Below are 21,617 nucleotides of genomic sequence, written 5' to 3' on the forward strand. Positions count from 1 at the left end.
CTGACTAAGCGACCCGACATGACCACCACTCGTATCCTCACCGGTATCACCACCACCGGGACCCCGCATCTGGGCAACTACGCCGGCGCCATCCGCCCGGCTATCGTTGCCAGCCGCCAGAGCGATGCCGATTCGTTCTACTTTCTGGCCGACTACCACGCCCTGATCAAATGCGATGAGCCACTGCGCATTCAGCGCTCGCGCCTGGAAATCGCCGCGACCTGGCTGGCGGCGGGGCTGGACGTGGATCGAGTGACCTTCTATCGGCAGTCCGACATTCCCGAGATCCCCGAGCTGACCTGGCTGCTGACGTGCGTCGCGGCCAAGGGCTTGCTCAACCGCGCGCACGCCTATAAAGCCTCGGTGGACAAGAACGTCGAGACCGGCGAAGACCCGGACGCCGGCATCACCATGGGCCTGTACAGCTACCCGATTCTCATGGCAGCGGACATCCTGATGTTCAACGCGCACAAGGTGCCCGTCGGTCGCGACCAGATCCAGCACGTCGAAATGGCTCGCGACATCGGCCAGCGCTTCAATCACCTGTTCGGCCAGGGCAAGGAATTCTTCGTCATGCCTGAAGCGCTGATCGAGGAGAGCGTCGCCACCTTGCCGGGCCTCGACGGTCGCAAGATGTCCAAGAGCTACGACAACACCATTCCGTTGTTCAGCAGCCCCAAGGACATGAAAGAGGCCATCTCGCGGATCGTCACCGATTCGCGCTTGCCGGGTGAGGCCAAGGACCCTGACAACTCGCACCTGTTCACCCTGTTCGAAGCCTTCGCCACACCTGAGCAGGCAGCCGAATTTCGCGCCGACCTCCTGCAGGGCCTGGGCTGGGGCGAGGCCAAGAACCGCCTGTTCACCTTGCTCGACGCCGATCTGAGTGAAGCGCGGGATAAATACGCGACCTTGATCGAGCGCCCGGCCGACCTTGAGGACATCCTCCAGGCTGGCGCCGCCAAGGCGCGCAAGGTAGCGACGCCGTTCCTCGGTCAACTGCGCGAAGCGGTGGGCCTGCGCTCGTTCCGCGAGCAAGTGCAAGTCGCTGCCGCTGGCAAGAAAAAGGCCAGCAAGGCGGCGCGCTTTGTGAGCTTCCGTGAAGACGACGGCAGCTTCCGCTTCCGCCTATTGGCCGCCGATGGCGAGCAACTGCTGCTGTCGCGCAGCTTTGCCGATGGCAAGGCCGCAGGGGGCGTCAGCAAACAACTGCAGCAAGGCGGCGAGCTGGATATCCGCGTTGATGCCGATAACGGTTTCACCTTGTGGCTCGACGGTGCCTGCGTGGCCGACGGACCGCAGTTTGCCGACAGCGCTGCGCGCGAGCTGGCCGTAGAGGCTCTGCGTCAGGCGCTGCAGCCTCAAACGGACTGATGCGACAGCCTGTCGCACTGTCCATTGCCATTCATCAGGGGCGCCGCTACAGTGGCGACCCGTTTTTGTTGCCTTGCTGACGAATATGACGCCTCTAGAACGATATCAAGCCGACCTCAAGCGCCCCGACTTCTTCCACGATGCCTCCCAGGAGAACGCCGTGCGCCACCTGCAGCGTCTATACGACGATCTGGTAGCCGCGCAGCACAGCAAGCCGGGCATGTTGAGCAAGCTGTTCGGCAAGAAAGAGCAGGTACCGGTGACCGGCCTGTATTTCTGGGGCGGTGTCGGCCGCGGCAAGACGTATCTGGTGGATACCTTTTTCGACGCGCTGCCGTTCGAGCAGAAGGTGCGCACGCACTTTCACCGCTTCATGAAGCGCGTGCACGAAGAAATGCGCACCCTCAAGGACCAGAAAAACCCGCTGACGGTGATCGCCAAGCGCTTTTCCGATGAGGCGCGGGTAATCTGCTTCGACGAGTTCTTCGTGTCTGACATCACCGACGCCATGATCCTGGGCACCCTGATGGAAGAGCTGTTCAAGAACGGCGTGACCCTGGTGGCGACCTCCAACATCGTGCCTGATGGTCTGTACAAGGACGGCCTGCAGCGCGCGCGCTTCCTGCCGGCCATCGCGCTGATCAAGCAGTTCACCGAAGTGGTCAACGTCGACAGCGGCGTCGATTATCGTCTGCGCCACCTCGAGCAGGCTGAGCTGTTCCATTCCCCGCTCAATGAAGCGGCCGAAAAAAGCATGCGCGACAGCTTCAAGGCGTTGACCAACAACAGCACCAAGGTCAAGGAAAACGACCCGCTGATGATCGAGAACCGCGAGATCAAGGCGCTGCGTACCTGCGAGGACGTGGCCTGGTTTCAGTTTCGCGAGCTCTGCGATGGCCCGCGCAGCCAGAATGACTACATCGAGCTGGGCAAGATCTTCAACACCGTGCTGCTCAGCGACGTAGAGCAGATGAGCGTGACCATCGACGATATCGCGCGCCGATTCATCAACATGGTCGACGAGTTCTACGACCGTAACGTCAAGCTGATCATTTCCGCCGAAGTGGAGCTCAAGGACCTGTATACCGGTGGGCGCCTGAACTTCGAGTTTCAGCGCACCCTGAGCCGGTTGCTGGAGATGCAGTCCCACGAGTTCCTGACTCGCGCGCACAAGCCCTGACTTCGCTGCCGAACGCGCAAGCCCGCTCCCGCAGGGCGATACGTAACTTGTGGGAGATTCTATGGTCTTGCGCAAACCGTGCCGGCCCCTTCGCCAGCAAGCTGTGCTCCCACAGGTGTACGGCTCAGGCCAGGTTTGCACTGTGGGAGCCGGGCTTGCCCGCGAAGAGGCCCTCGCAAACGCCTAGGACTCCTGCATGAACTGCTGCCGATACTGATTCGGCGACAGCTGCGTGTGGTGGCGAAACAGTCGGGCGAAAAAACTGGCATCGTCATAGCCCACTTCGTAGCTGATCGTCTTGATGCTCTCCCGCGTCGCCGACAGCAGGCCTTTGGCGGTCTCGATACGCAGCCGCTGCAGATAATGCAGCGGCTTGTCTCCCGTGGCGGTATGAAAGCGGCGCATGAAGTTGCGGATGCTCATGCCGTGTTCGCGCGCCACATCCTCGAAGCGGAATTTCTCGGCGAAATGCACCTCCAGCCACTGCTGGATGCCGAGGATCGTCGGGTCGTGATGCAGCTTCTGTCCGCCGAACCCGAGTCTGCCGGGTGAATAGTTTCGTTGCACCTCGAACAGAATCTCCCGCGACACCGCTTGCGCCACGGCTACGCTGCAGAAACGCTCGATCAAGTACACGTACAGATCGCAGGACGACGTCGAGCCCGCCGCGCAGTACAGCGAGTCGCTATCGGTCAGGTGCTTGTCGCGGTTCAGCGTCACCAGCGGGTAGCGCTCGGCGAAGTCATCGAAAAACCGCCAGTAAGTGGTGGCTTCCTTGCCATTCAGCAGCCCGGCCTCGGCGAGCCAGTACACGCCGCTGGCCTCGGCGCACAGGGTGGCGCCCCGCGCATGCTGGGCGCGTAGCCAAGGCAGTATTTGCGGGTAGCGCGCCTGCAGGGTGGCGAAATCGCCGCCAAAGGCCGGCAGGATGATCACGTCGGCGTCCTCCAGGCCGCCATCGACCGGCAGCACCACACCGCTGAAGGTGCAGGCCGGGAGGCCGTCGGGGCTGACCAGGCGGGTTTCCAGACGCGGGATGCTGGGCGGCGATGGCAGGGCGGACGGCGACTCCGGCAAGCGACCATGGCGCAGGTCGGCCAGGTGAAACAGATCCTTGGCCTGCATCGCGGTGGTGGCGAACACCTTGTCGATAACCAGGATGTGGATCCTGCGCGGCGAGGGGGCAGGGGGCGTTGTGGTCATGGGTATCTTGTTCTTGTTCGAATTTTTATAGGGGGCCGCTGAAAGGGGATAGCGGTCAGATCACGGCTGGATCGTCTTATTTTTCGGCACGGCTGTCCAGCCATGGCAGGATACGCAGCGAAACCTGAAGCCTTTTGAAAAAGCTGCTTGAAATTTCCCCGTCAATCTGGATAATTAGCCCGCTCTTTCTGCAGTGGAAGTGATGCGCCGCCGCCGAAGAATCTTGCCGTTGAACGGACGCGCTGACCCGAGCCCCCGATAGCGTCTGTATCCGGCTGCCTTTGACTTGTCAAAGTACGCACTATTCAGTAAGATCCGCCGTCTATTTTGTTGGGCGGCCCCTGAGGCTATAAAGAATGAAAACTTTTACTGCTAAACCAGAAACAGTTCAGCGCGACTGGTTCGTCGTCGACGCCGCTGGCCAGACCCTGGGTCGTTTGGCTACCGAAATCGCGAGCCGCCTGCGTGGCAAGCACAAGCCAGAATACACTCCGCACGTTGACACCGGTGATTACATCGTCGTCATCAACGCTGAGCAGGTACGTGTGACCGGTGCCAAAACCACCGACAAGATCTACTACTCTCACTCCGGTTTTCCGGGCGGGATCAAGTCGATCAACTTCGAAAAGTTGATCGCCAAAGCTCCTGAGCGCGTGCTCGAGACCGCAGTCAAAGGCATGCTGCCTAAGAACCCGCTGGGTCGCGACATGTATCGTAAGCTGAAAGTCTATGCGGGCACTGTACACCCTCATACTGCTCAGCAGCCCCAAGAACTGAAGTTTTAAGAGAATAGTTACCTATGTCGGCGACTCAAAATTACGGCACTGGCCGTCGCAAGACCGCAACCGCACGCGTTTTTCTGCGTCCGGGGACCGGTAACATCTCCATCAACAACCGTTCGCTGGACAATTTCTTCGGCCGCGAGACTGCCCGCATGGTAGTTCGTCAGCCGCTGGAACTGACCGAGACCACCGCCAAGTTCGACATCTACGTCACCGTTATCGGTGGTGGTGTCAGCGGTCAGGCCGGTGCGATCCGCCACGGTATCACTCGCGCTCTGATGCAGTACGACGAAACCCTGCGTGGCGCTCTGCGCAAAGCTGGCTTCGTGACTCGCGATGCTCGTGAAGTTGAACGTAAGAAAGTCGGTCTGCGTAAAGCACGTAAGCGTCCACAGTACTCCAAGCGTTAATTCGCTTTCTGGTACTGGCTTTCGAGCCCAAAAGAACCCGGTTCCTAAACGAGCCGGGTTTTTTTTCGTCTTATGGAACGAGAAGATGTGTGATGACGCAGGCGCGCAATTGACAGCAGAGGGCTCGATGGACGGCGATGGCATCAATCCAGATCGGCGCCGCTTTCTGGTGGCCGCTACTTCGGTGGTAGGAGCGGTGGGGGCGGTCGGCGCGGCGGTGCCTTTTGTCGGTTCCTGGTCGCCGGGTGCGCGAGCCAAGGCTGCGGGCGCGCCGGTGCGGATCAGTATCGCCAAGCTCGAGCCCGGCCAGCAGATGGTTGTCGAGTGGCGCGGTCAGCCGGTGTTCGTGTTGCGTCGCAGCGAGGCGATTCTGGCCGATCTCGGCAAGGTCACGCCGCAACTGGCCGATCCCCAGTCCGAGGACTCGGTGCAGCCGGATTACGTCGATCATCGCCTGCGCTCTATCAAGCCCGAAATTCTGCTGGTGGTCGGCATTTGCACGCATCTTGGCTGTTCGCCGACCTTTCGACCACAGGTCGCTCCAGTCGATCTGGGGGCGGATTGGTTGGGAGGGTATTACTGCCCCTGCCATGGCTCGCGCTACGATCTGGCTGGGCGGGTTTTCAAGTCGCAGCCCGCACCGCTGAATCTGCCGGTGCCGCCGCACGCCTATGAGTCCGCTGACATTATCGTCATCGGTATCGATCAGGAGCGCGCCTGATGGGTAAGTTGATGGACTGGGTGAATGCACGCCTGCCGGTCATCAAGACGATTCGCGAGCACCTGACCCACTACTACGTGCCGAAGAATCTGAATTTCTTTTACATCTTCGGTTCCCTGGCGTTGCTGGTACTGGTCAATCAGGTGCTCACCGGCATCTGGCTGACGATGAATTACACCCCAACGGCGGAGGGTGCCTTTGCCTCGATCGAATACATCATGCGCGACGTGCCCTACGGCTGGATCCTGCGCTATATGCACACCACCGGGGCCTCGGCATTTTTCATCGTGATTTATCTGCACATGTTCCGTGGCCTGCTTTACGGCTCTTATCAGAAACCCCGGGAGCTGGTGTGGATCTTCGGCATGCTGATCTACCTGGCACTCATGGCCGAAGCGTTCATGGGCTACCTGCTGCCGTGGGGGCAGATGTCCTATTGGGGTGCGCAGGTGATCATCTCCCTGTTCGGCGCCATTCCGCTGATCGGCGGCGAGCTGACCCAGTGGATTCGCGGGGATTACCTGGTGTCGGGCATCACCCTCAATCGCTTCTTCGCCTTGCACGTGATCGCCCTGCCGATCGTGATCGCAGGCCTGGTGGTGCTGCATATCCTGGCCTTGCACCATGCTGGGTCCAACAACCCGGATGGCATCGATATCAGGCAGCACAAGGACGAGGCAGGGCGGCCGCTCGACGGGATTCCCTTTCATCCGTATTACACGGTCAAGGACCTGCTGGGCGTGGCCATTTTCCTGCTGGTGTTCTGCTCGGTGGTGTTTTTCTTTCCGCAGATGGGCGGCTACTTCCTTGAGGGGGCCAACTTCGAGCAGGCGAATGCCTTCAAGACCCCGGAGCATATTGCCCCGGTATGGTACTTCACGCCGTTCTACGCCATCCTGCGCGCCGTTCCCGACAAGTTGCTGGGGGTAATCGCCATGGCAGGGGCGATCGCCGTGCTGTTCGTGCTGCCGTGGCTGGATCGCAGTCCGGTCAAGTCGATGCGTTACAAGGGTTGGATCAGTCGCGTGGCGCTGGCGTTGTTCTGTGTGGCGTTCGTGGTGTTAGGGGCGCTGGGGGCGCAGGCGCCGACGCCGCTGGGTACGCTGCTGTCGCGAATCTGCACCCTGGTGTACTTCGCCTACTTCCTGACGATGCCGTTCTATACCCGTCGGGAACGTACTCGGCCCGTGCCTGAGCGAGTGACCTGATGATCAAGGCCCTATTGCTGTCATGCCTGATGTGGCTGTGCCCGGCGGTTGTCATCGCCCAGGAGGCGCCACTGGAGCGGGTCGATATCGACCTGGCGGACAGGTCCGCGTTGCAGGATGGCGCGCGCACGTTCGTCAGCTACTGCATGGGCTGCCATGGTGCGAAATTCCAGCGCTACGAGCGGGTGGCCGATGATTTGGGTCTCTCGCATGATCAGATGCTCAAAGAGCTGGTGTTCACCGGTGCCAAGATCGGCGATCCCATGGCCAGCAGCCTGCGGGCGAGCGATGGCAAGCACTGGTTCGGCGCCGCGCCGCCGGATCTGACTCTGGTCGCGCGGGTGCGCGGCAATGACTGGCTGTACGGCTACCTGCGCGGGTTCTATCCCGATGCGACCCGACCCTGGGGAGTGAACAACCACGTGCTGCACGACGTCGGCATGCCCAATGTGCTGGAGCCTCTGCAAGTGAGAATGCCGCCTGCGCAGTTCGATGCCAAGGTCAAGAATCTGGTGACCTTCCTGGCTTACTCCGCCGATCCGGTCAAACTGCAGAGCCGGCGGATTGGTATTTACGTTCTGTCATATCTTCTGGTGCTGCTGGGCTTCGCTTTCCTGCTCAAGCGCGAATACTGGAAGGATGTGCGTTGAAATTACTGTAATATTCAGCCCCTGTTGCGCGCGCCCTTGGGCGTCTCTGTGCGATGACTCATGGATCGGCCGCACGGTATGCAGCGTTTTGCTGCCATCGCCGGCGATTGATCCGAATCATGCTGGGGCCGGCTGGGGGCGCGTTCGTATTTGCAGATCCATTATTTTTATACGCGAGGAGGACCGCCATGGGCGTGACCAATCGGTTGGCCTGTTACTCCGACCCCGCCGACCACTATTCTCACCGAGTGCGCATTGTGCTGGCCGAGAAGGGTGTCAGCGCCGAGATCATCGATGTCGTGGCTGGGCGTCAGCCTGCCAAGTTGATCGAAGTGAATCCCTACGCCAGCGTGCCGACGCTGATCGATCGAGACCTGGCGCTGTATGAGTCGACAGTCGTCATGGAATATCTCGACGAGCGCTATCCGCACCCGCCGTTACTGCCCGTTTATCCTGTCGCTCGCGCCAACAGCCGGCTGCTGATGCACCGTATCCAGCGCGATTGGTGTGGCCTGGTCGATACCATCCTTGACCCGCGCAGCAAGGAAAACGCCCGAGTGCAGCCGCGAAAGGAGCTGCGCGAGAGCCTTACCGGGGTTTCTCCGCTGTTTGCGGACAAGCCGTTTTTCTTGAGTGATGAGCAAAGTCTTGTAGATTGCTGTCTATTACCCATACTTTGGCGCCTGCCCATCCTGGGGATCGAGCTGCCGCGGCCGGCCAAGCCACTGCTCGATTACATGGATCGCCAATTCGCCCGAGAGGCTTTCCAGGCAAGTCTCTCAGCCGCCGAACGTGAAATGCGTTAAGTTTTCAAGGAGCCATGATGAACTCCAGTCGTCCCTATCTTGTGCGAGCGCTCTACGAGTGGATCGTGGATAACGATTGCACCCCCCACATGCTGGTCAATGCCGATTTCGCTGAGGTGCAGGTCCCTCAGGGCTTCGCCAGCGATGGCCAGATTGTCTTGAACGTATCGCCCAGTGCCGTGCGCCATCTGCATATGGATAACGATGCAGTGAGCTTCGAGGGACGCTTTGGTGGTGTTCCGCACAGTCTGTTCGTACCTATTGGCGCCATTCTCGGAATCTACGCGCGCGAGAACGGCCAAGGCATGGTGTTCGACCTGGAAGCGCCGGATGTCGATGAGGAAGAAGTCGACTTTGCTGAAGTGGTCGACTCCGATGACGACGTGCCTCCGCCTGATGGCCAGCCACCTCGCCCTACCGGCCGGCCGAGCTTGAAAGTGGTCAAGTAACGATCATTTGGCTTGAATAAAAAAGGCGACCCCACGAGGTCGCCTTTTTTGTGCGCTGCTGGGCCGTCAGTTGATGTATTCGAACAACTTGACGATCTTTTGCACGCCGGAAACGCTTTGCACGAGGTTAGTGGCTTGGGCGCCTTCCTGTTGAGTTACGAGGCCGAGCAGATAAACGATGCCGTTCTCGGTGACGACCTTGATGCGCGAGCCCGGAACGCTGGCATCGGTGAGCATTTGCGTCTTGATCTTGGTGGTCAGCCAGGCGTCATTGTTGCGCGCCAGCAGGGAGGAGGGCTCAAGGACCTGCAGCTCGTTGTGCACGGTTTTCACGCGTTGCACTTGGCCGGCCGCCTGTTCGGCGGCGGCCTTGAGGTCGGCGCGCGGGGTTTGCCCGGCCAGCAGTACGACGCCGTTGTAGCTGGTCACCACGATGTGAGAGTTCTGGTCCAGGTCAGGGCTGGCCTTGGCGACGTTGACCTTCACTTTGGTTTCGATCAGCGAGTCGTCGATCTTGCTGCCGAAAGTGCGCGTGCCGCGGTCGTCGTCGATGGGTTTGTCGCGGGTAGCGGTAATTACCGAGCTGCAGCCCGACAGGGTCAGGCACAGGGTCAGGGCCATGAGGCCAAGGCGATTAGGGGTCATTCTTCACTCCCGAACAATTGGCTGTCGATCAGATCGCAGAGGCAGTGGATCGCCAGCAGGTGGACTTCCTGGATACGCGCGGTAACGGTAGCAGGTACTCGGATTTCGACGTCTTCGGGCAGCAGCAGCGATGCCATGCCGCCGCCATCGCGGCCGGTCAAGGCTACGACAATCATTTCACGATCATGTGCCGCCTGGATGGCTTGAATGATGTTCGCCGAATTACCGCTGGTGGAGATTGCCAGCAGAACATCGCCTGGCTGGCCGAGTGCGCGGATCTGCTTGGAAAAGATTTCGTTGTAGCTGTAATCGTTGGCGATCGAGGTGATCGTCGAGCTGTCGGTGGTCAGTGCGATCGCCGGCAGGCTGGGGCGCTCGCGCTCGAAGCGATTGAGCAATTCGGAGGAAAAGTGCTGGGCGTCGCCGGCCGAGCCGCCGTTGCCGCAAGACAGCATCTTGCCGTCGCTGAGCAGGGTGTTGACCATGACCTGACTGGCTTGTTCGATGTACGGTGCAAGGACTTCCATCGCCTGTTGCTTGGTATCGATACTAGCCTGAAAAAGCTGGCGAATTCGGGATTGCATGTCCATCAATGAGACCTTAAGTAGGGCGGCTGGTCGGGAAGTTTCGAGTGGTCTCGAATGCTGCCCGGCACATGAATGTGCGGCCCGCAAAACAAAGCGTTAGAAGTCGTGAGTATGAAAAGGGGCGCGGCAAGCATCGCGTATCTGCTCTCGAAAGCGTTTTTCAGCCAGTTGAGACCTGCTGTCGAAGGATCGCTGCCTTCAATGGCGACCACGTCGAACCGGCAGGGGGCATCGGCCCAACGCGCTTCTTGCAACAAAAAATACTGGGCGGCCAATACCAGCTTTTTACGCTTGCCGGCATCGACGCTACCCGCCGCTCCGCCCCATTGTGAATGCAGGCGATAGCGAACTTCGACGAATACTACTGTATCGCCATCAACCATGACCAGATCCAGCTCGCCTCGTTTGCAGCGCCAGTTCCTGAAGAGGGTGCGCATACCCTGCTCGAGCAGGTGGCGTTCGGCCCACTGCTCGGCTTGCTGGCCACTGCGCTGACGTGTCTGCGGCGGGGAAAGCGGTGCTGCCATCAGCGCGGCGTATCGGGAAGGCGCTTGACCTGCCCGCCGTCGAATTGTGCCCAGGGCAGTTGACGCTCGATGCGTTGCCCGGTGGTCATGCTGAGGCTGCCGGACAGGCCGTCGATACGGTTATCCGGCAGGGCCTTGAGTTGATCCAGGCGCGGTGCGAGCAGAAAGGCATCGGCGCCCATGGCGTAGAGGCGCCCGAGGCTGCCAGCCGATTGTGGCCATTGGCGCACTACTTGCTGACGCAGGGCGTTGCCGGTATCCAGCAGCCAGGGTGTTTCGCAAAAGCGCACGCCAGCCATGTCGTTGTATTGAGCCTGGTCGCCACTGGCGCTATAGACGTGGGAGGTGGCGTAGACAGGCACGTCGCCCGCGTACTGGTAGTTCAGGGTCGGTTTGATCTGCTGTGCCAGCTGCGGCGTGGCGGCCAGGAAGATGAAGTCGATGTCCTGGCGGCGGGTAGGCGTGGCGCCAGTGGTATTGCCGGCGCCGTGCAGCTGGAACATGTCGGCGATCTGGTTGGCCAGGGCTACGGGTTGGTCGACGCGTTCGACGGCCATGATCTTGCCGCCGCCGCCCTCCCAGTCCTGGCGGAAGGCGGCGAGTACGCGATCGCCCCATTCGCCCTTCGGTACCATGGCCGCGGCGTTGTGCAGGCCGTCGGCGCGGGCCCGGCGGGCGACTTCGTGGGCTTCGTCTTCAGCCGCCAGACCAAACTGGAACAGCTGGGGCGGCCCAGCCTGGGTCGAATCGCTGTAGTTGAGGGCGAGGGTAGGCAGTGGCAGTTGCGGTTTGCCATTGAGCTGCTTGACCAGGTTCTTCTCCAGGGGGCCGACCACCAGTTGTACGCCGGCCGCCTGTGCCTGGCGGTAGAAGTCATCCATGGAGGTGATGCGCGAGCTGTCGTAGATCTCGATGGCGGGGACTTTCTGGCCGCTTTGCTGGGCCTGGAATTGCGCAGCCATGAAGCCTTCGCGCAGGGCGCGCGCTACAGATACCAGCTGGCCCTGTTGTGGCAGCAGCAGGGCGATCTTGTCCAGCGGCTGGCTCTTGAGGTTCTTGATGGTCACCAGCTGTTGCGGCAACTGCTTGGCGGCAGGGTGGTTGGGATGCTGGGCGATCCAGTTGTCGATGGCGGCCTGCTGTTGCTGCAGGGTGCCCGGGGTCTTGGCAGCCAGGGCCAGGCTCAGCCAGCCACCAAGGTCGTCATTGCTGGTGGCCTGCAGTTGCTCTGGCGGCAGCGCCATGACCAGCGACCAGATGGCCTCTTGGTTGGTCGCGGCTTCGGCGCCATTGAGCAGCGGAGCGATGAAGATGCGTTCACGGGCCGCTGCCAGGGGCTGGTTGTCGGCTTCCAGCGCCTTGGCCTTCACGGTCGAGGTGCGGATCTGCTGTTCTACCGGCAGCTCTGCCAGATGGCTCATGCTCGGGTGATTGAGGCTGCTCAGGGCTGCCTTGAAATCGTTGCGGGTCATGGCCAGTTCGGCGCTCAGGGTTACCGCGAAAATCTGCTGGGCGGGCTTGAGCGAGTCCAGCGGCACGGTGCCGAGGATTTGCGCGGCGCGGGCGGCATCGCCCTGGCGCGAAGCCTGGTCGGCGGCGCTGAGGCGTAGCAGCGCGGCTTCTTCCGGTTTGGCTGTGGCGGCTTTTTCGAGCAGTTGTTCGATGCTCGCATCCGGCGTGCGCGGCAGTTCACCCAGTGTCGATGACGGGGAGCTGGCGCAAGCTGCCAGCAGGGCAGCGAGGCAAAGGGCGGTCAGCAGCCGCAGGCAAGCTATCATTTAGATCTTCCTGATACCGGTTCGGTTTAAGCGAGCAATTGTACCCAAGCACTGGCCTGGGCGCGATGTTACTGGTGTGAAAGCGTTCATGCATTGCGCCAGTGGTTGCAAAACATCTCCAAGGTGGCCGCAGCCCTCGTCGTCGTATCGAGTGTCGACCGGCGCGCGCAAGACGGTACAATGGGTCTTTTGCCAAACCATTAAGGTGTGTGCTGTGACTGTGACGGGCGCTTTGAATTCCACGACTGGCACACTTTATGTAGTGGCGACGCCCATCGGCAATCTCGATGACATGAGCGCTCGCGCCCTCAAGGTGCTCGCCGACGTGGCCCTGATTGCGGCCGAAGATACCCGGCACTCGATTCGCCTGTTGCAGCATTTCGGTATCGAGACGCCATTGGCGGCCTGCCATGAGCACAATGAGCGCGAAGAGGGCAGCCGTTTCATCACCCGGCTGCTGGCGGGTGACAGCGTGGCGTTGATCTCCGATGCCGGCACGCCGCTTATTTCCGACCCTGGCTATCATCTGGTGCGCCAAGCGCGGGCCGCCGGTGTGCCGGTGGTGCCGGTCCCGGGTGCCTGTGCCCTGATCGCCGCGCTGTCGGCGGCGGGTCTGCCGTCCGATCGCTTCATCTTCGAGGGTTTCCTGCCGGCCAAGACGGCCGGGCGCAAGGCGCGTCTCGAGCAGGTGCGCGAGGAGCCGCGAACGCTGATCTTTTACGAAGCACCGCACCGGATTCTCGAATGCCTGCAGGATATGGAGCAGGTGTTCGGTGCCGAGCGCTCGGCGCTGCTGGCACGGGAGCTGACCAAGACGTTCGAAACCCTCAAGGGCTTGCCTCTGGCCGAACTGCGCGCCTTCGTCGAGGGCGACAGCAACCAGCAACGCGGCGAGTGTGTGGTGCTGGTGGCGGGGTGGACCGCACCCGAAAGCGACGAGGCCGTGAGTACCGAAGTGATGCGTATCCTTGATCTGCTGCTCAAGGAGATGCCACTCAAGCGCGCGGCGGCTCTGGCTGCGGAAATCACTGGCGTGCGCAAGAACCTGTTGTATCAGGTCGCCCTCGAGAAGCAGAAGGATTGAACCTGTGGGAGCGGGCTCTGCTCACAAAGCTGTCCGGTTTGCGCGGGTTCAAGAGCTTCATGGGCAGAGGCCGCTCCGACCTTGGAGGATGTCCACACATCCCCTCAAGCCGCGATAAAGCTTGTTCTTGAGGGCCGCTGCCGTTAATCTTGCCGGCGGAGAGTCGATCGGACAGTCGCTGCCTTCTTTTGTTCCGCAAAAGGGGGGGGAGGAAAGTCCGGGCTCCATAGGGCGGAGTGCCAGGTAATACCTGGGGGGCGTGAGCCTACGGAAAGTGCCACAGAAAATAACCGCCTAAGCGCTTCGGCGCCGGTAAGGGTGAAAAGGTGCGGTAAGAGCGCACCGCGCGACTGGCAACAGTTCGTGGTCAAGGTAAACCCCACTCGGAGCAAGACCAAATAGGGTTCCATATGGCGCGGCCCGCGTTGGAACCGGGTAGGTTGCTAAAGGTGTCCAGTGATGGCCACCGTAGAGGAATGACTGTCCTCGACAGAACCCGGCTTACAGATCGACTCTCCACCTTTTTCCCCCGCTTCATTGGCAAAACGCCATCCGATACCCCTCGTCGTAATCCTGAAAAATTCTTGCTCTTGATAAATCACTTTAACTTTGGCCGCTAGTTGCCTGATTTATCAAACGTTGTTATCCGAAAATCCCCCTCTTTTTGCTGTTCTGTATCCCAAATGCGCTGTAAATCTCCGATCTGTAAGGCTTTTCGTCGCGTGCGCGCCTTGACGGTGTGGCAGGCGGGTTCCTATAGTGTGCGCGAGTGGAGAGAAGTGGCACAAAGTGGGTTTTTTGGACGCAAAAAAGTAAAAAAGGGGAAGCGCAGCTGTGTTTCGCGGAGCGAATGCCATCAGTCTCGATGCCAAGGGTCGTCTCGCTATGCCGAGCCGGTACCGTGACGAGCTGAATTCGCGTAGTTCCGGACAGTTGGTGATCACGATCGATACCGTCTCCCCGTGCCTTTGCGTCTATCCGCTGGATGAATGGGAAATTATTGAAGCCAGGTTGAGCAAGTTGCCGTCGTTCGATGACGAAGCCCGTCGCCTTCAGCGTTTGCTGATTGGTAATGCGGTGGATCTCGAACTCGACGGCAGCGGTCGTTTCCTGGTTCCGCCGCGTTTGCGCGAGTACGCCAAGCTCGACAAACGCACCATGCTGGTCGGCCAGCTGAACAAGTTTCAATTGTGGGACGAAGACGCCTGGAACGTTGTTGCGACAGCGGACCTGGAAGCCATACAACGACCGGGCGCGATGCCCGCTGAACTGCGTGATTTGATTCTGTGACTATAGATAGCGGCTTTAACCACATCACCGTGCTGCTCGACGAAGCTGTCGAGGCTCTGGACGTGCGCGTCGATGGCTGCTACCTGGATGGCACGTTCGGCCGCGGTGGGCACAGTCGATTACTGCTCTCCAAGCTCGGGCCCGATGGCCGCCTGCTAGGGTTCGACAAGGATCCTCAAGCGATTGCCACCGGGCAAGCGCTGGCGGCCGAAGACGGCCGCTTTGTCATTGTGCAGCGCAGTTTTGCCGAAATGGCCGCGGTCATCGCCGAGCAAGGTCTGGCCGGCAAGGTTCAAGGCGTGCTGATGGACCTTGGCGTGTCGTCGCCCCAGCTCGATGACCCCGAGCGCGGTTTCAGCTTCATGAACGACGGCCCGCTGGACATGCGCATGGACCCGACGCGCGGCGTCAGTGCCGCCGAGTTCATCGCCCAGGCGCCGGAAGAAGAAATCGCCCGGGTCTTCAAGGAATACGGCGAAGAGCGTTTCGCCCGGCGCATGGCCCGTGCCGTAGTGCTGCGTCGCGAAACCGAGCCCTTTCTGCGCACCGGTGATCTGGCCGAAGTGCTCAAGGTTGCCAACCCTGCCTGGGAAAAGGGCAAGAACCCGGCCACACGCGCCTTTCAGGGACTGCGTATCCACGTCAACAACGAATTGGGTGATCTGGAGGCTGGCCTCGAAGCGGCACTCGACGCCCTGGAAGTCGGCGGACGCCTGGTCGTCATCAGCTTCCATTCGCTCGAAGACCGTATCGTCAAACTCTTCATGCGTCGCTTGGCCAAGGGCGAAGCCGACAATCTGCCGCGCAACCTGCCGGTGCGTTTCGAAGCCTTCGTGCCGAAGATCAAGGTCCACGGCAAGGCGCAGTTCGCCTCCGAGGCCGAGCTCAAGGCCAACCCGCGCTCGCGCAGCGCGGTCATGCGCGTGGCGGAGAAGCTCCGTTGAGCAAACTCTTGAAAAAGCCTCTGCCCAGCGCGCCGCTGAGCAAGCTCATGAACAAGCCTCTGCCGGGCGGCAGCTTCCTGATGCTGCTGTTGTTCATCGCGGTGCTGGTCTCGGCCATTGCCGTGGCGTACAGCGCGCACACCAATCGCATGCTGCTCAACCAGCTGTACACCGAGCTGAACGACGCCGACAAAGTGCAGGCTGAATGGGGCCGCTTGATCCTTGAGCAGAGCACCTGGACTGCCCAGAGCCGTATCGAGGCCCTGGCGGCCGATCAATTGAAAATGCGCGTGCCCGACGCCGCCGAAATTCGCATGGTGACGCCATGATGAAACTCGAAGGCGCACTGTACCCGTGGCGGTTCCGGGTAATGGTCGGATTGCTGATGAGCATGGTCGCGGCCATTTCCTATCGTATCGTCGACCTGCAGGTCATCGACCATGACTTCCTCAAGGGTCAGGGAGATGCCCGCAGCATGCGCCACATCCCGATTCCCGCCCACCGTGGCTTGATCACCGACCGTAATGGCGAGCCGCTGGCCGTCAGTACGCCGGTGACCACCTTGTGGGCCAACCCCAAGGAAATGCAGGCCGGCAAAGACAAATGGCCGGCGCTGGCGGCTGCCCTGCAGCAGGATCCCGCGCAACTGACCGAGCGTCTTGAAGCCAACGCTACCAAGGAGTTCATCTACCTGGTGCGCGGCCTGACTCCGGAGCAGGGCCAGACGGTGCTCGACCTCAAGGTGCCGGGCGTCTACGGCCTCGAAGAGTTCCGCCGCTTCTATCCGGCTGGCGACGTGACCGCGCACATGGTCGGCTTTACCGACCTGGACGACCACGGCCGCGAAGGTGTCGAGCTGGCCTATGACGATTGGCTGGCCGGTGTGCCGGGCCGTCGTCAGGTGCTCAAGGATCGCCGCGGTCGTTTGATCAAGGACGTGCAAGTCACCAAGAACGCCAAGCCAGGCAAGACTGTGGCGCTGTCGATCGACTTGCGCCTGCAATACCTGGCGACCCGTGAATTGCGCAAGGCCATCACCGAGAACGAGGCGAAGGCTGGCAGCCTGGTGATCCTCGACGTCAAGACCGGTGAAGTACTGGCCATGGTCAACATGCCCACCTACAACCCCAACAACCGCCGAACCATGTTCCCGGCGGCAATGCGTAACCGTGCCATCACCGACGTGTTCGAACCCGGTTCGACCATGAAGCCGCTGTCGATGAGTGCCGCGCTCGAGACCGGCCGCTGGAAGCCCAGCGACAAGGTCGACGTGTACCCCGGGACCCTGCAGATCGGTCGCTACACCATTCGTGACGTGACCAAGACCGAAGGCCCGGTGCTCGACCTGACCGGCATCCTGATCAACTCCAGTAACGTCGGCATGAGCAAGGTCGCCTTCGATATCGGCGGCGAAGCCGTGTTCAAGGTGATGTCGTCGGTAGGCCTGGGGCAATATTCCGGCCTGGGCTTCCCGGGCGAGCGTGTGGGTAACCTGCCTAACCACCGCGAATGGCACAAGGCCGAAACCGCAACGCTCTCGTACGGCTACGGCCTGTCGGTGACCGCGCTGCAACTGGCCCATGCCTACGCGACCATCGCCAACCATGGCCGCCTGACACCGCTGTCGATCCTCAAGGTGGACAAACAGCCTGACGCGGTGCAAGTGATTCCGGAAAAAGTCGCCGACACCGTGCAGTGGATGCTCGGCCAGGTGATCGAAGACCCGCGCGGCGTCTATCGCGCACGGGTACCGGGCTATCACGTGATGGGCAAATCGGGTACCGCCCGTAAAGCCACCATCGGTTCGCGCGGCTATACCGAAAATGCCTACCGTTCATTGTTCGCCGGTTTCGGCCCGGCCGCCGATCCTCGGTACGCCGTGATCGTGGTCATCGACGAACCTGGCAAGGCCGGCTACTTCGGCGGCCTGGTATCGGCACCCGTATTCAGCAAGGTGATGTCCGGTACCTTGCGCCTGATGAACGTGCGTCCCGACAACCTGCCGAGCACCCCGCAGCAGCAGGCCGAAGCGGCTCCTGCTGCGGCCCCGGTCAAGGGAGGGCGCGGCTGATGGTCATGTCACTCAATCAGCTGTTCATCCAGGTCGAGCGCGATCCATTGATCCGCGAGTTGACTCTGGACAGCCGCAACGTACGGCCGGGCGACCTGTTTTTGGCGGTGCCAGGGCTCAAGGTCGATGGCCGCGATCACATTGCCGATGCCATTGCCCATGGTGCTGCTGCCGTGGCCTATGAAGTCGAAGGCGCCACCGTACTGCCCTTGACCGACATTCCGCTGATTCCGGTCAAGGGCTTGATCGCCCAGCTTTCAGACCTGGCCGGGCGTTTCTACGGCGAGCCGAGCCGGCAGATGAACCTGCTGGGTGTCACCGGCACCAACGGCAAGACCAGCGTCACCCAGCTGGTCGCCCAGGCGCTGGACTTGCTCGGCCAGCATTGCGGGCTGATTGGCACCTTGGGCACGGGTTTCCATGGCTCGCTGAAAAGCGGCCGCCTGACCACGCCCGATCCGATTGCCGTGCAGGCGACCCTGTCGGACCTGCGCAAGGCCGGTGCTCGCGCCGTGGCCATGGAGGTTTCCTCCCACGCGCTGGATCAAGGTCGCGTAGCGGCGCTGGACTTCGACGTGGCCGTATTGACCAACCTGTCGCGCGACCACCTCGATTACCACGGCAGCATGCAGGCCTATGCCGACGCCAAGGCGCGTCTGTTCGCGTGGCGGACACTCAAGTGCCGCGTATTGAATCTCGACGACGAGCTGGGCCGTGAACTGGCCGGTCGCGAGGCCGAATCGCGCTTGATCACCTACAGCCTCAAAGACCCAGCCGCTACCTTGTATTGCCGCGAAGCGTCGTTCGATGACAGCGGCGTGCGCGCCACGCTGGTCACCGCACAAGGCGAGCGCAGCCTGCGCAGCGGCCTGCTCGGGCGCTTCAACCTGAGCAACGTACTGGCGGCGGTCGGTGCCTTGCTGGGCATGGATTATCCACTGGACGACATCCTCAAGGTGCTGCCAGTGCTCGAAGGTCCGGTCGGCCGTATGCAGCGTCTGGGTGGCGGCAAGCGGCCGCTGGTGGTGGTCGATTACGCCCATACCCCCGATGCCCTGGATCAGGTGTTGCAGGCAATGCGTGCGCACGCCAAAGGCCAGCTGGTGTGCCTGTTCGGTTGCGGTGGCGATCGTGACAGTGGCAAGCGCCCCTTGATGGCCGCCGTGGCCGAGCGCCTGGCCGATCGCGTGGTGGTCACCGACGACAACCCACGCAGCGAAGAACCGCTGGCGATTTTCGACGACATCCGTGCCGGGTTCGTCAACCCCGACTCCGTGCCTTTCGTGCCGGGTCGCGGGGCGGCCATCGCCCAGGCCATCGCCGCTGCCGCTGCCGACGATGTCATCGTCCTGGCCGGCAAGGGCCACGAGGATTATCAGGAAATTCACGGCCAGCGCCTGCCGTTCTCCGATCTGAACGAGGCCGAAATGGCGCTCGCCACCTGGGAGCTCAATCATGCTTAAGCCCTTGGCATTGAGTGATGTGTTACAGCCCTTGAACGGCCGCCTGCAAGGCGGCGATTGTCATTTTAGCGGGGTCAGTATCGACAGCCGCGCGATCGAGGCCGGGCAGTTGTTCGTCGCCTTGAGCGGGCCGAATTTCGATGGCCACAATTACCTGAACGATGTCGCCGGCAAAGGCGCTGTGGCCGCGCTGGTCGAGCGCCCCGTCGCCGACAGCGACCTGGCGCAGATCATCGTCGCCGATACCCGCGCCGCGCTCGGCCAGCTGGCGGCGCTCAACCGCGCCGCGTTCGACAAACCCGTAGCCGCCATCACCGGTTCCAGCGGCAAGACTACGGTCAAGGAAATGCTCGCGAGCATTCTGCGCACCCGCGGCCTGGTCCTGGCCACCCGCGGCAACTTGAACAACGATCTGGGTGCACCGCTGACCCTGCTCGAACTAGCGCCGGAGCACAGCGCCGCGGTGATCGAGCTGGGCGCTTCGCGTCTGGGTGAAATCGCCTACACCGTCGGCCTCACTCGCCCCCACGTCGCCATCCTGAACAACGCCGGTACTGCCCATGTCGGCGAGTTCGGCGGCCCGGAGAAAATCGTCGAAGCCAAAGGCGAGATCATCGACGGTCTGGGCGCCGACGGTGTGGCCGTGCTCAACCTCGACGACAAAGCGTTTACCATCTGGCAAGCCCGTGCCGGCGCGCGTCAGGTGCTGACATTCGCCCTGAGCAACCCGAGCGCTGACTTCCATGCCAGTGCCATCACCACAGACGCCCGCGGTTGCCCGAGATTCGAATTGCATTGCAAAGAGGGTGTGGCACCGGTGCAATTGAACCTGCTCGGCACCCATAACGTGCAGAACGCCCTCGCGGCCGCTGCGGCCGCCAGCGCCATGGGCGTTTCCCTGGCGGGCATCGTTGCCGGCCTTGACGCGGTGCAGCCGGTCAAGGGCCGCACCGTGGCGCAGCTGGCCAAGGCTGGCATGCGCGTCATCGATGACACCTACAACGCAAATCCCTCCTCCATGTGCGCGGCCATTGATATACTCGCCGGCTTTTCCGGTCGCACCGTCCTGGTGCTCGGAGATATCGGCGAGTTGGGCGAGTGGGCGATAGAGGGGCATCGGCAGGTTGGTGACTATGCGCGTGGCAAGGTTGACGCGCTATATGCCGTCGGGCCGCTCATGGCTCACGCCGTCAGTGCCTTCGGTGAAGGCGCCGCACACTTTTCCAGTCAGGCCGAACTGATTTCTGCGCTCGAGGCCGAGCAAGGTTCCGACACCACTATTTTGATCAAGGGTTCACGCAGCGCGGCGATGGAAAACATCGTCGCGGCCTTGTGCGTACCCGGCGGGGAGAAACATTAATGCTGCTGCTGTTGGCCGAGTATCTGCAACAGTTCTACAAAGGCTTCGCGGTCTTTCAATACCTGACCCTGCGCGGGATTCTGGGTGTGTTGACCGCGTTGGCGCTCGCCCTGTTTCTGGGCCCATGGATGATCCGTACCCTGCAGATGCGCCAGATTGGTCAATCGGTGCGTAACGATGGTCCGCAATCGCACCTGTCCAAGTCGGGCACTCCGACCATGGGCGGCGCGCTGATCCTCTCGGCGATCGGTGTCAGCACCTTGCTGTGGGCCGACCTGAGCAATCGCTATGTCTGGACCGTGTTGATCGTCACCTTCCTGTTCGGCGCGATCGGCTGGGTGGATGATTATCGCAAGGTCATCGAGAAAAACTCCCGCGGGCTGCCAAGCCGCTGGAAGTACTTCTGGCAGTCGGTTTTCGGCCTGGGCGCGGCGATCTTCCTTTATACGACGGCGCCGGGCAGCAACGAAACCACGCTGATCATCCCGATGCTCAAGGACGCCAGCATTCATCTGGGCCTGGGCTTCATCGTGCTGACCTACTTCGTGATCGTCGGCTCCAGCAACGCGGTCAACCTTACCGACGGCCTCGACGGCCTGGCGATTCTGCCCACGGTCATGGTCGGCGGCGCGTTGGGCATCTTCTGCTACCTGTCGGGCAACATCAAATTCGCCGATTACCTGCTGATTCCCTATGTACCGGGGGCTGGCGAGCTGATCGTGTTCTGCGGCGCGCTGATCGGTGCGGGGCTGGGCTTCCTGTGGTTCAACACCTATCCCGCGCAAGTGTTCATGGGTGACGTCGGCGCACTGGCGCTGGGCGCTGCCCTCGGCACCATCGCCGTGGTGGTGCGTCAGGAAATCGTGCTGTTCATCATGGGCGGGGTGTTCGTGATGGAGACCTTGTCGGTTGTCATCCAGGTGGCGTCGTTCAAGTTGACCGGCCGCCGGGTGTTCCGCATGGCGCCGATCCATCACCATTTCGAACTCAAGGGTTGGCCTGAACCACGGGTCATCGTCCGATTCTGGATCATCACCGTGATTCTGGTGTTGATCGGCCTTGCCACCCTGAAATTGAGGTAGAAC

21 protein-coding genes, 1 other RNA gene and 1 pseudogene are annotated in these 21,617 nt (G+C 61.4%); 18 read left to right on the forward strand and 5 right to left on the reverse strand.

The features are described 5' to 3' along the window. Positions 1–18: 18 nt before the first annotated feature. Together LIX93_RS04955 and zapE are read left to right on the forward strand one after the other, a co-directional pair. A complete protein-coding gene (locus LIX93_RS04955; RefSeq protein WP_226502910.1) occupies positions 19–1,374 on the forward strand; it encodes a tryptophan--tRNA ligase in 1,356 nt (451 codons plus the stop codon). Positions 1,375–1,459: 85 nt separating this feature from the next. After that, positions 1,460–2,554, forward strand: coding sequence for a cell division protein ZapE (gene zapE / locus LIX93_RS04960; RefSeq protein WP_226502911.1), 1,095 nt, complete (start codon positions 1,460–1,462; stop codon positions 2,552–2,554). Positions 2,555–2,737: 183 nt separating this feature from the next. Here zapE and LIX93_RS04965 read toward each other — a convergent pair whose 3' ends face one another. Next, on the reverse strand, positions 2,738–3,757 hold the full coding sequence (locus LIX93_RS04965) for a GlxA family transcriptional regulator (RefSeq protein WP_226502912.1): 1,020 nt from the start codon (positions 3,755–3,757) through the stop codon (positions 2,738–2,740). A 356-nt stretch (positions 3,758–4,113) separates the two neighbouring features. On the opposite strand from LIX93_RS04965, the gene rplM reads away from it, so the two are divergent. The 7 genes from rplM (at position 4,114) to LIX93_RS05000 (ending at position 8,783) form a co-directional block, all read left to right on the forward strand. After that, the gene (gene rplM, locus LIX93_RS04970; protein WP_226502913.1) at positions 4,114–4,542 is read left to right on the forward strand and encodes a 50S ribosomal protein L13; all 429 of its coding nucleotides are present in this window, start codon (positions 4,114–4,116) and stop codon (positions 4,540–4,542) included. Positions 4,543–4,556: 14 nt separating this feature from the next. Next, positions 4,557–4,949, forward strand: a complete 393-nt coding sequence (rpsI, locus tag LIX93_RS04975; protein ID WP_226502914.1) for a 30S ribosomal protein S9 — start codon at positions 4,557–4,559, stop codon at positions 4,947–4,949. 127 nt (positions 4,950–5,076) lie between these two features. Next, on the forward strand, positions 5,077–5,670 hold the full coding sequence (gene petA, locus LIX93_RS04980) for a ubiquinol-cytochrome c reductase iron-sulfur subunit (RefSeq protein WP_226503665.1): 594 nt from the start codon (positions 5,077–5,079) through the stop codon (positions 5,668–5,670). Beyond that, positions 5,670–6,878 carry a cytochrome bc complex cytochrome b subunit gene (locus tag LIX93_RS04985; RefSeq protein WP_226502915.1) on the forward strand — a complete coding sequence of 403 codons (1,209 nt, stop codon included), beginning with the start codon at positions 5,670–5,672 and terminating at the stop codon, positions 6,876–6,878. Before petA ends, LIX93_RS04985 begins: the two co-directional genes overlap by 1 nt. 29 nt (positions 6,879–6,907) lie before the next feature. Further along, positions 6,908–7,528, forward strand: coding sequence for a cytochrome c1 (locus tag LIX93_RS04990; protein WP_226503666.1), 621 nt, complete (start codon positions 6,908–6,910; stop codon positions 7,526–7,528). A gap of 188 nt (positions 7,529–7,716) precedes the next feature. Then, positions 7,717–8,334 (forward strand): glutathione S-transferase N-terminal domain-containing protein, encoded by a 618-nt coding sequence (locus LIX93_RS04995; protein ID WP_226502916.1) that lies wholly within the window; start codon positions 7,717–7,719, stop codon positions 8,332–8,334. A 17-nt stretch (positions 8,335–8,351) separates the two neighbouring features. After that, positions 8,352–8,783 (forward strand): ClpXP protease specificity-enhancing factor, encoded by a 432-nt coding sequence (locus tag LIX93_RS05000; RefSeq protein ID WP_226502917.1) that lies wholly within the window; start codon positions 8,352–8,354, stop codon positions 8,781–8,783. A gap of 66 nt (positions 8,784–8,849) precedes the next feature. On the opposite strand, the gene LIX93_RS05005 is transcribed toward LIX93_RS05000, so the two are convergent. From LIX93_RS05005 to LIX93_RS05020, 4 genes and pseudogenes are all read right to left on the reverse strand, one after another. Next, the gene (locus LIX93_RS05005) at positions 8,850–9,428 is read right to left on the reverse strand and encodes a BON domain-containing protein (RefSeq protein ID WP_226502918.1); all 579 of its coding nucleotides are present in this window, start codon (positions 9,426–9,428) and stop codon (positions 8,850–8,852) included. Continuing rightward, on the reverse strand, positions 9,425–10,018 hold the full coding sequence (locus LIX93_RS05010) for a phosphoheptose isomerase (RefSeq protein ID WP_226502919.1): 594 nt from the start codon (positions 10,016–10,018) through the stop codon (positions 9,425–9,427). The genes LIX93_RS05005 and LIX93_RS05010 overlap by 4 nt, the downstream gene beginning before the upstream one ends. Before the next feature lie 140 nt (positions 10,019–10,158). Continuing rightward, positions 10,159–10,542: pseudogene (locus tag LIX93_RS05015) on the reverse strand (YraN family protein); the annotation flags it as partial. Next, positions 10,542–12,320, reverse strand: a complete 1,779-nt coding sequence (locus LIX93_RS05020; RefSeq protein ID WP_226502920.1) for a penicillin-binding protein activator — start codon at positions 12,318–12,320, stop codon at positions 10,542–10,544. The gene LIX93_RS05020 and the pseudogene LIX93_RS05015, both read right to left, overlap by 1 nt. 232 nt (positions 12,321–12,552) lie before the next feature. Here LIX93_RS05020 and rsmI point away from each other — a divergent pair, with 232 nt between their 5' ends. The 9 genes from rsmI to mraY all read left to right on the forward strand — a co-directional run bounded on the left by rsmI (position 12,553) and on the right by mraY (position 21,614). Continuing rightward, positions 12,553–13,404 carry a 16S rRNA (cytidine(1402)-2'-O)-methyltransferase gene (gene rsmI / locus LIX93_RS05025; protein ID WP_260524680.1) on the forward strand — a complete coding sequence of 284 codons (852 nt, stop codon included), beginning with the start codon at positions 12,553–12,555 and terminating at the stop codon, positions 13,402–13,404. A gap of 159 nt (positions 13,405–13,563) precedes the next feature. Next, an RNA gene (gene rnpB, locus LIX93_RS05030) (RNase P RNA component class A) lies at positions 13,564–13,924 on the forward strand. A gap of 314 nt (positions 13,925–14,238) precedes the next feature. Beyond that, positions 14,239–14,694 (forward strand): division/cell wall cluster transcriptional repressor MraZ, encoded by a 456-nt coding sequence (mraZ, locus tag LIX93_RS05035; protein WP_226502922.1) that lies wholly within the window; start codon positions 14,239–14,241, stop codon positions 14,692–14,694. Positions 14,695–14,696: 2 nt separating this feature from the next. Next, positions 14,697–15,638, forward strand: a complete 942-nt coding sequence (rsmH, locus tag LIX93_RS05040; protein WP_226503667.1) for a 16S rRNA (cytosine(1402)-N(4))-methyltransferase RsmH — start codon at positions 14,697–14,699, stop codon at positions 15,636–15,638. Positions 15,639–15,673: 35 nt separating this feature from the next. Then, positions 15,674–15,967, forward strand: a complete 294-nt coding sequence (ftsL, locus tag LIX93_RS05045) for a cell division protein FtsL (protein ID WP_226503668.1) — start codon at positions 15,674–15,676, stop codon at positions 15,965–15,967. Then, complete coding sequence (locus tag LIX93_RS05050) at positions 15,967–17,709, forward strand: penicillin-binding transpeptidase domain-containing protein (RefSeq protein WP_226503669.1); 1,743 nt, start codon at positions 15,967–15,969, stop codon at positions 17,707–17,709. Before ftsL ends, LIX93_RS05050 begins: the two co-directional genes overlap by 1 nt. After that, complete coding sequence (locus tag LIX93_RS05055; RefSeq protein ID WP_226502923.1) at positions 17,709–19,172, forward strand: UDP-N-acetylmuramoyl-L-alanyl-D-glutamate--2,6-diaminopimelate ligase; 1,464 nt, start codon at positions 17,709–17,711, stop codon at positions 19,170–19,172. The genes LIX93_RS05050 and LIX93_RS05055 overlap by 1 nt, the downstream gene beginning before the upstream one ends. After that, positions 19,165–20,532, forward strand: a complete 1,368-nt coding sequence (murF, locus tag LIX93_RS05060) for a UDP-N-acetylmuramoyl-tripeptide--D-alanyl-D-alanine ligase (RefSeq protein ID WP_226502924.1) — start codon at positions 19,165–19,167, stop codon at positions 20,530–20,532. Before LIX93_RS05055 ends, murF begins: the two co-directional genes overlap by 8 nt. Further along, complete coding sequence (gene mraY, locus LIX93_RS05065) at positions 20,532–21,614, forward strand: phospho-N-acetylmuramoyl-pentapeptide-transferase (RefSeq protein WP_226502925.1); 1,083 nt, start codon at positions 20,532–20,534, stop codon at positions 21,612–21,614. The genes murF and mraY overlap by 1 nt, the downstream gene beginning before the upstream one ends. Positions 21,615–21,617 lie beyond the last annotated feature (3 nt).

Origin of the sequence: Pseudomonas sp. MWU16-30317 (assembly GCF_020515695.1) — a bacterium.
Classification (GTDB): domain Bacteria; phylum Pseudomonadota; class Gammaproteobacteria; order Pseudomonadales; family Pseudomonadaceae; genus Aquipseudomonas.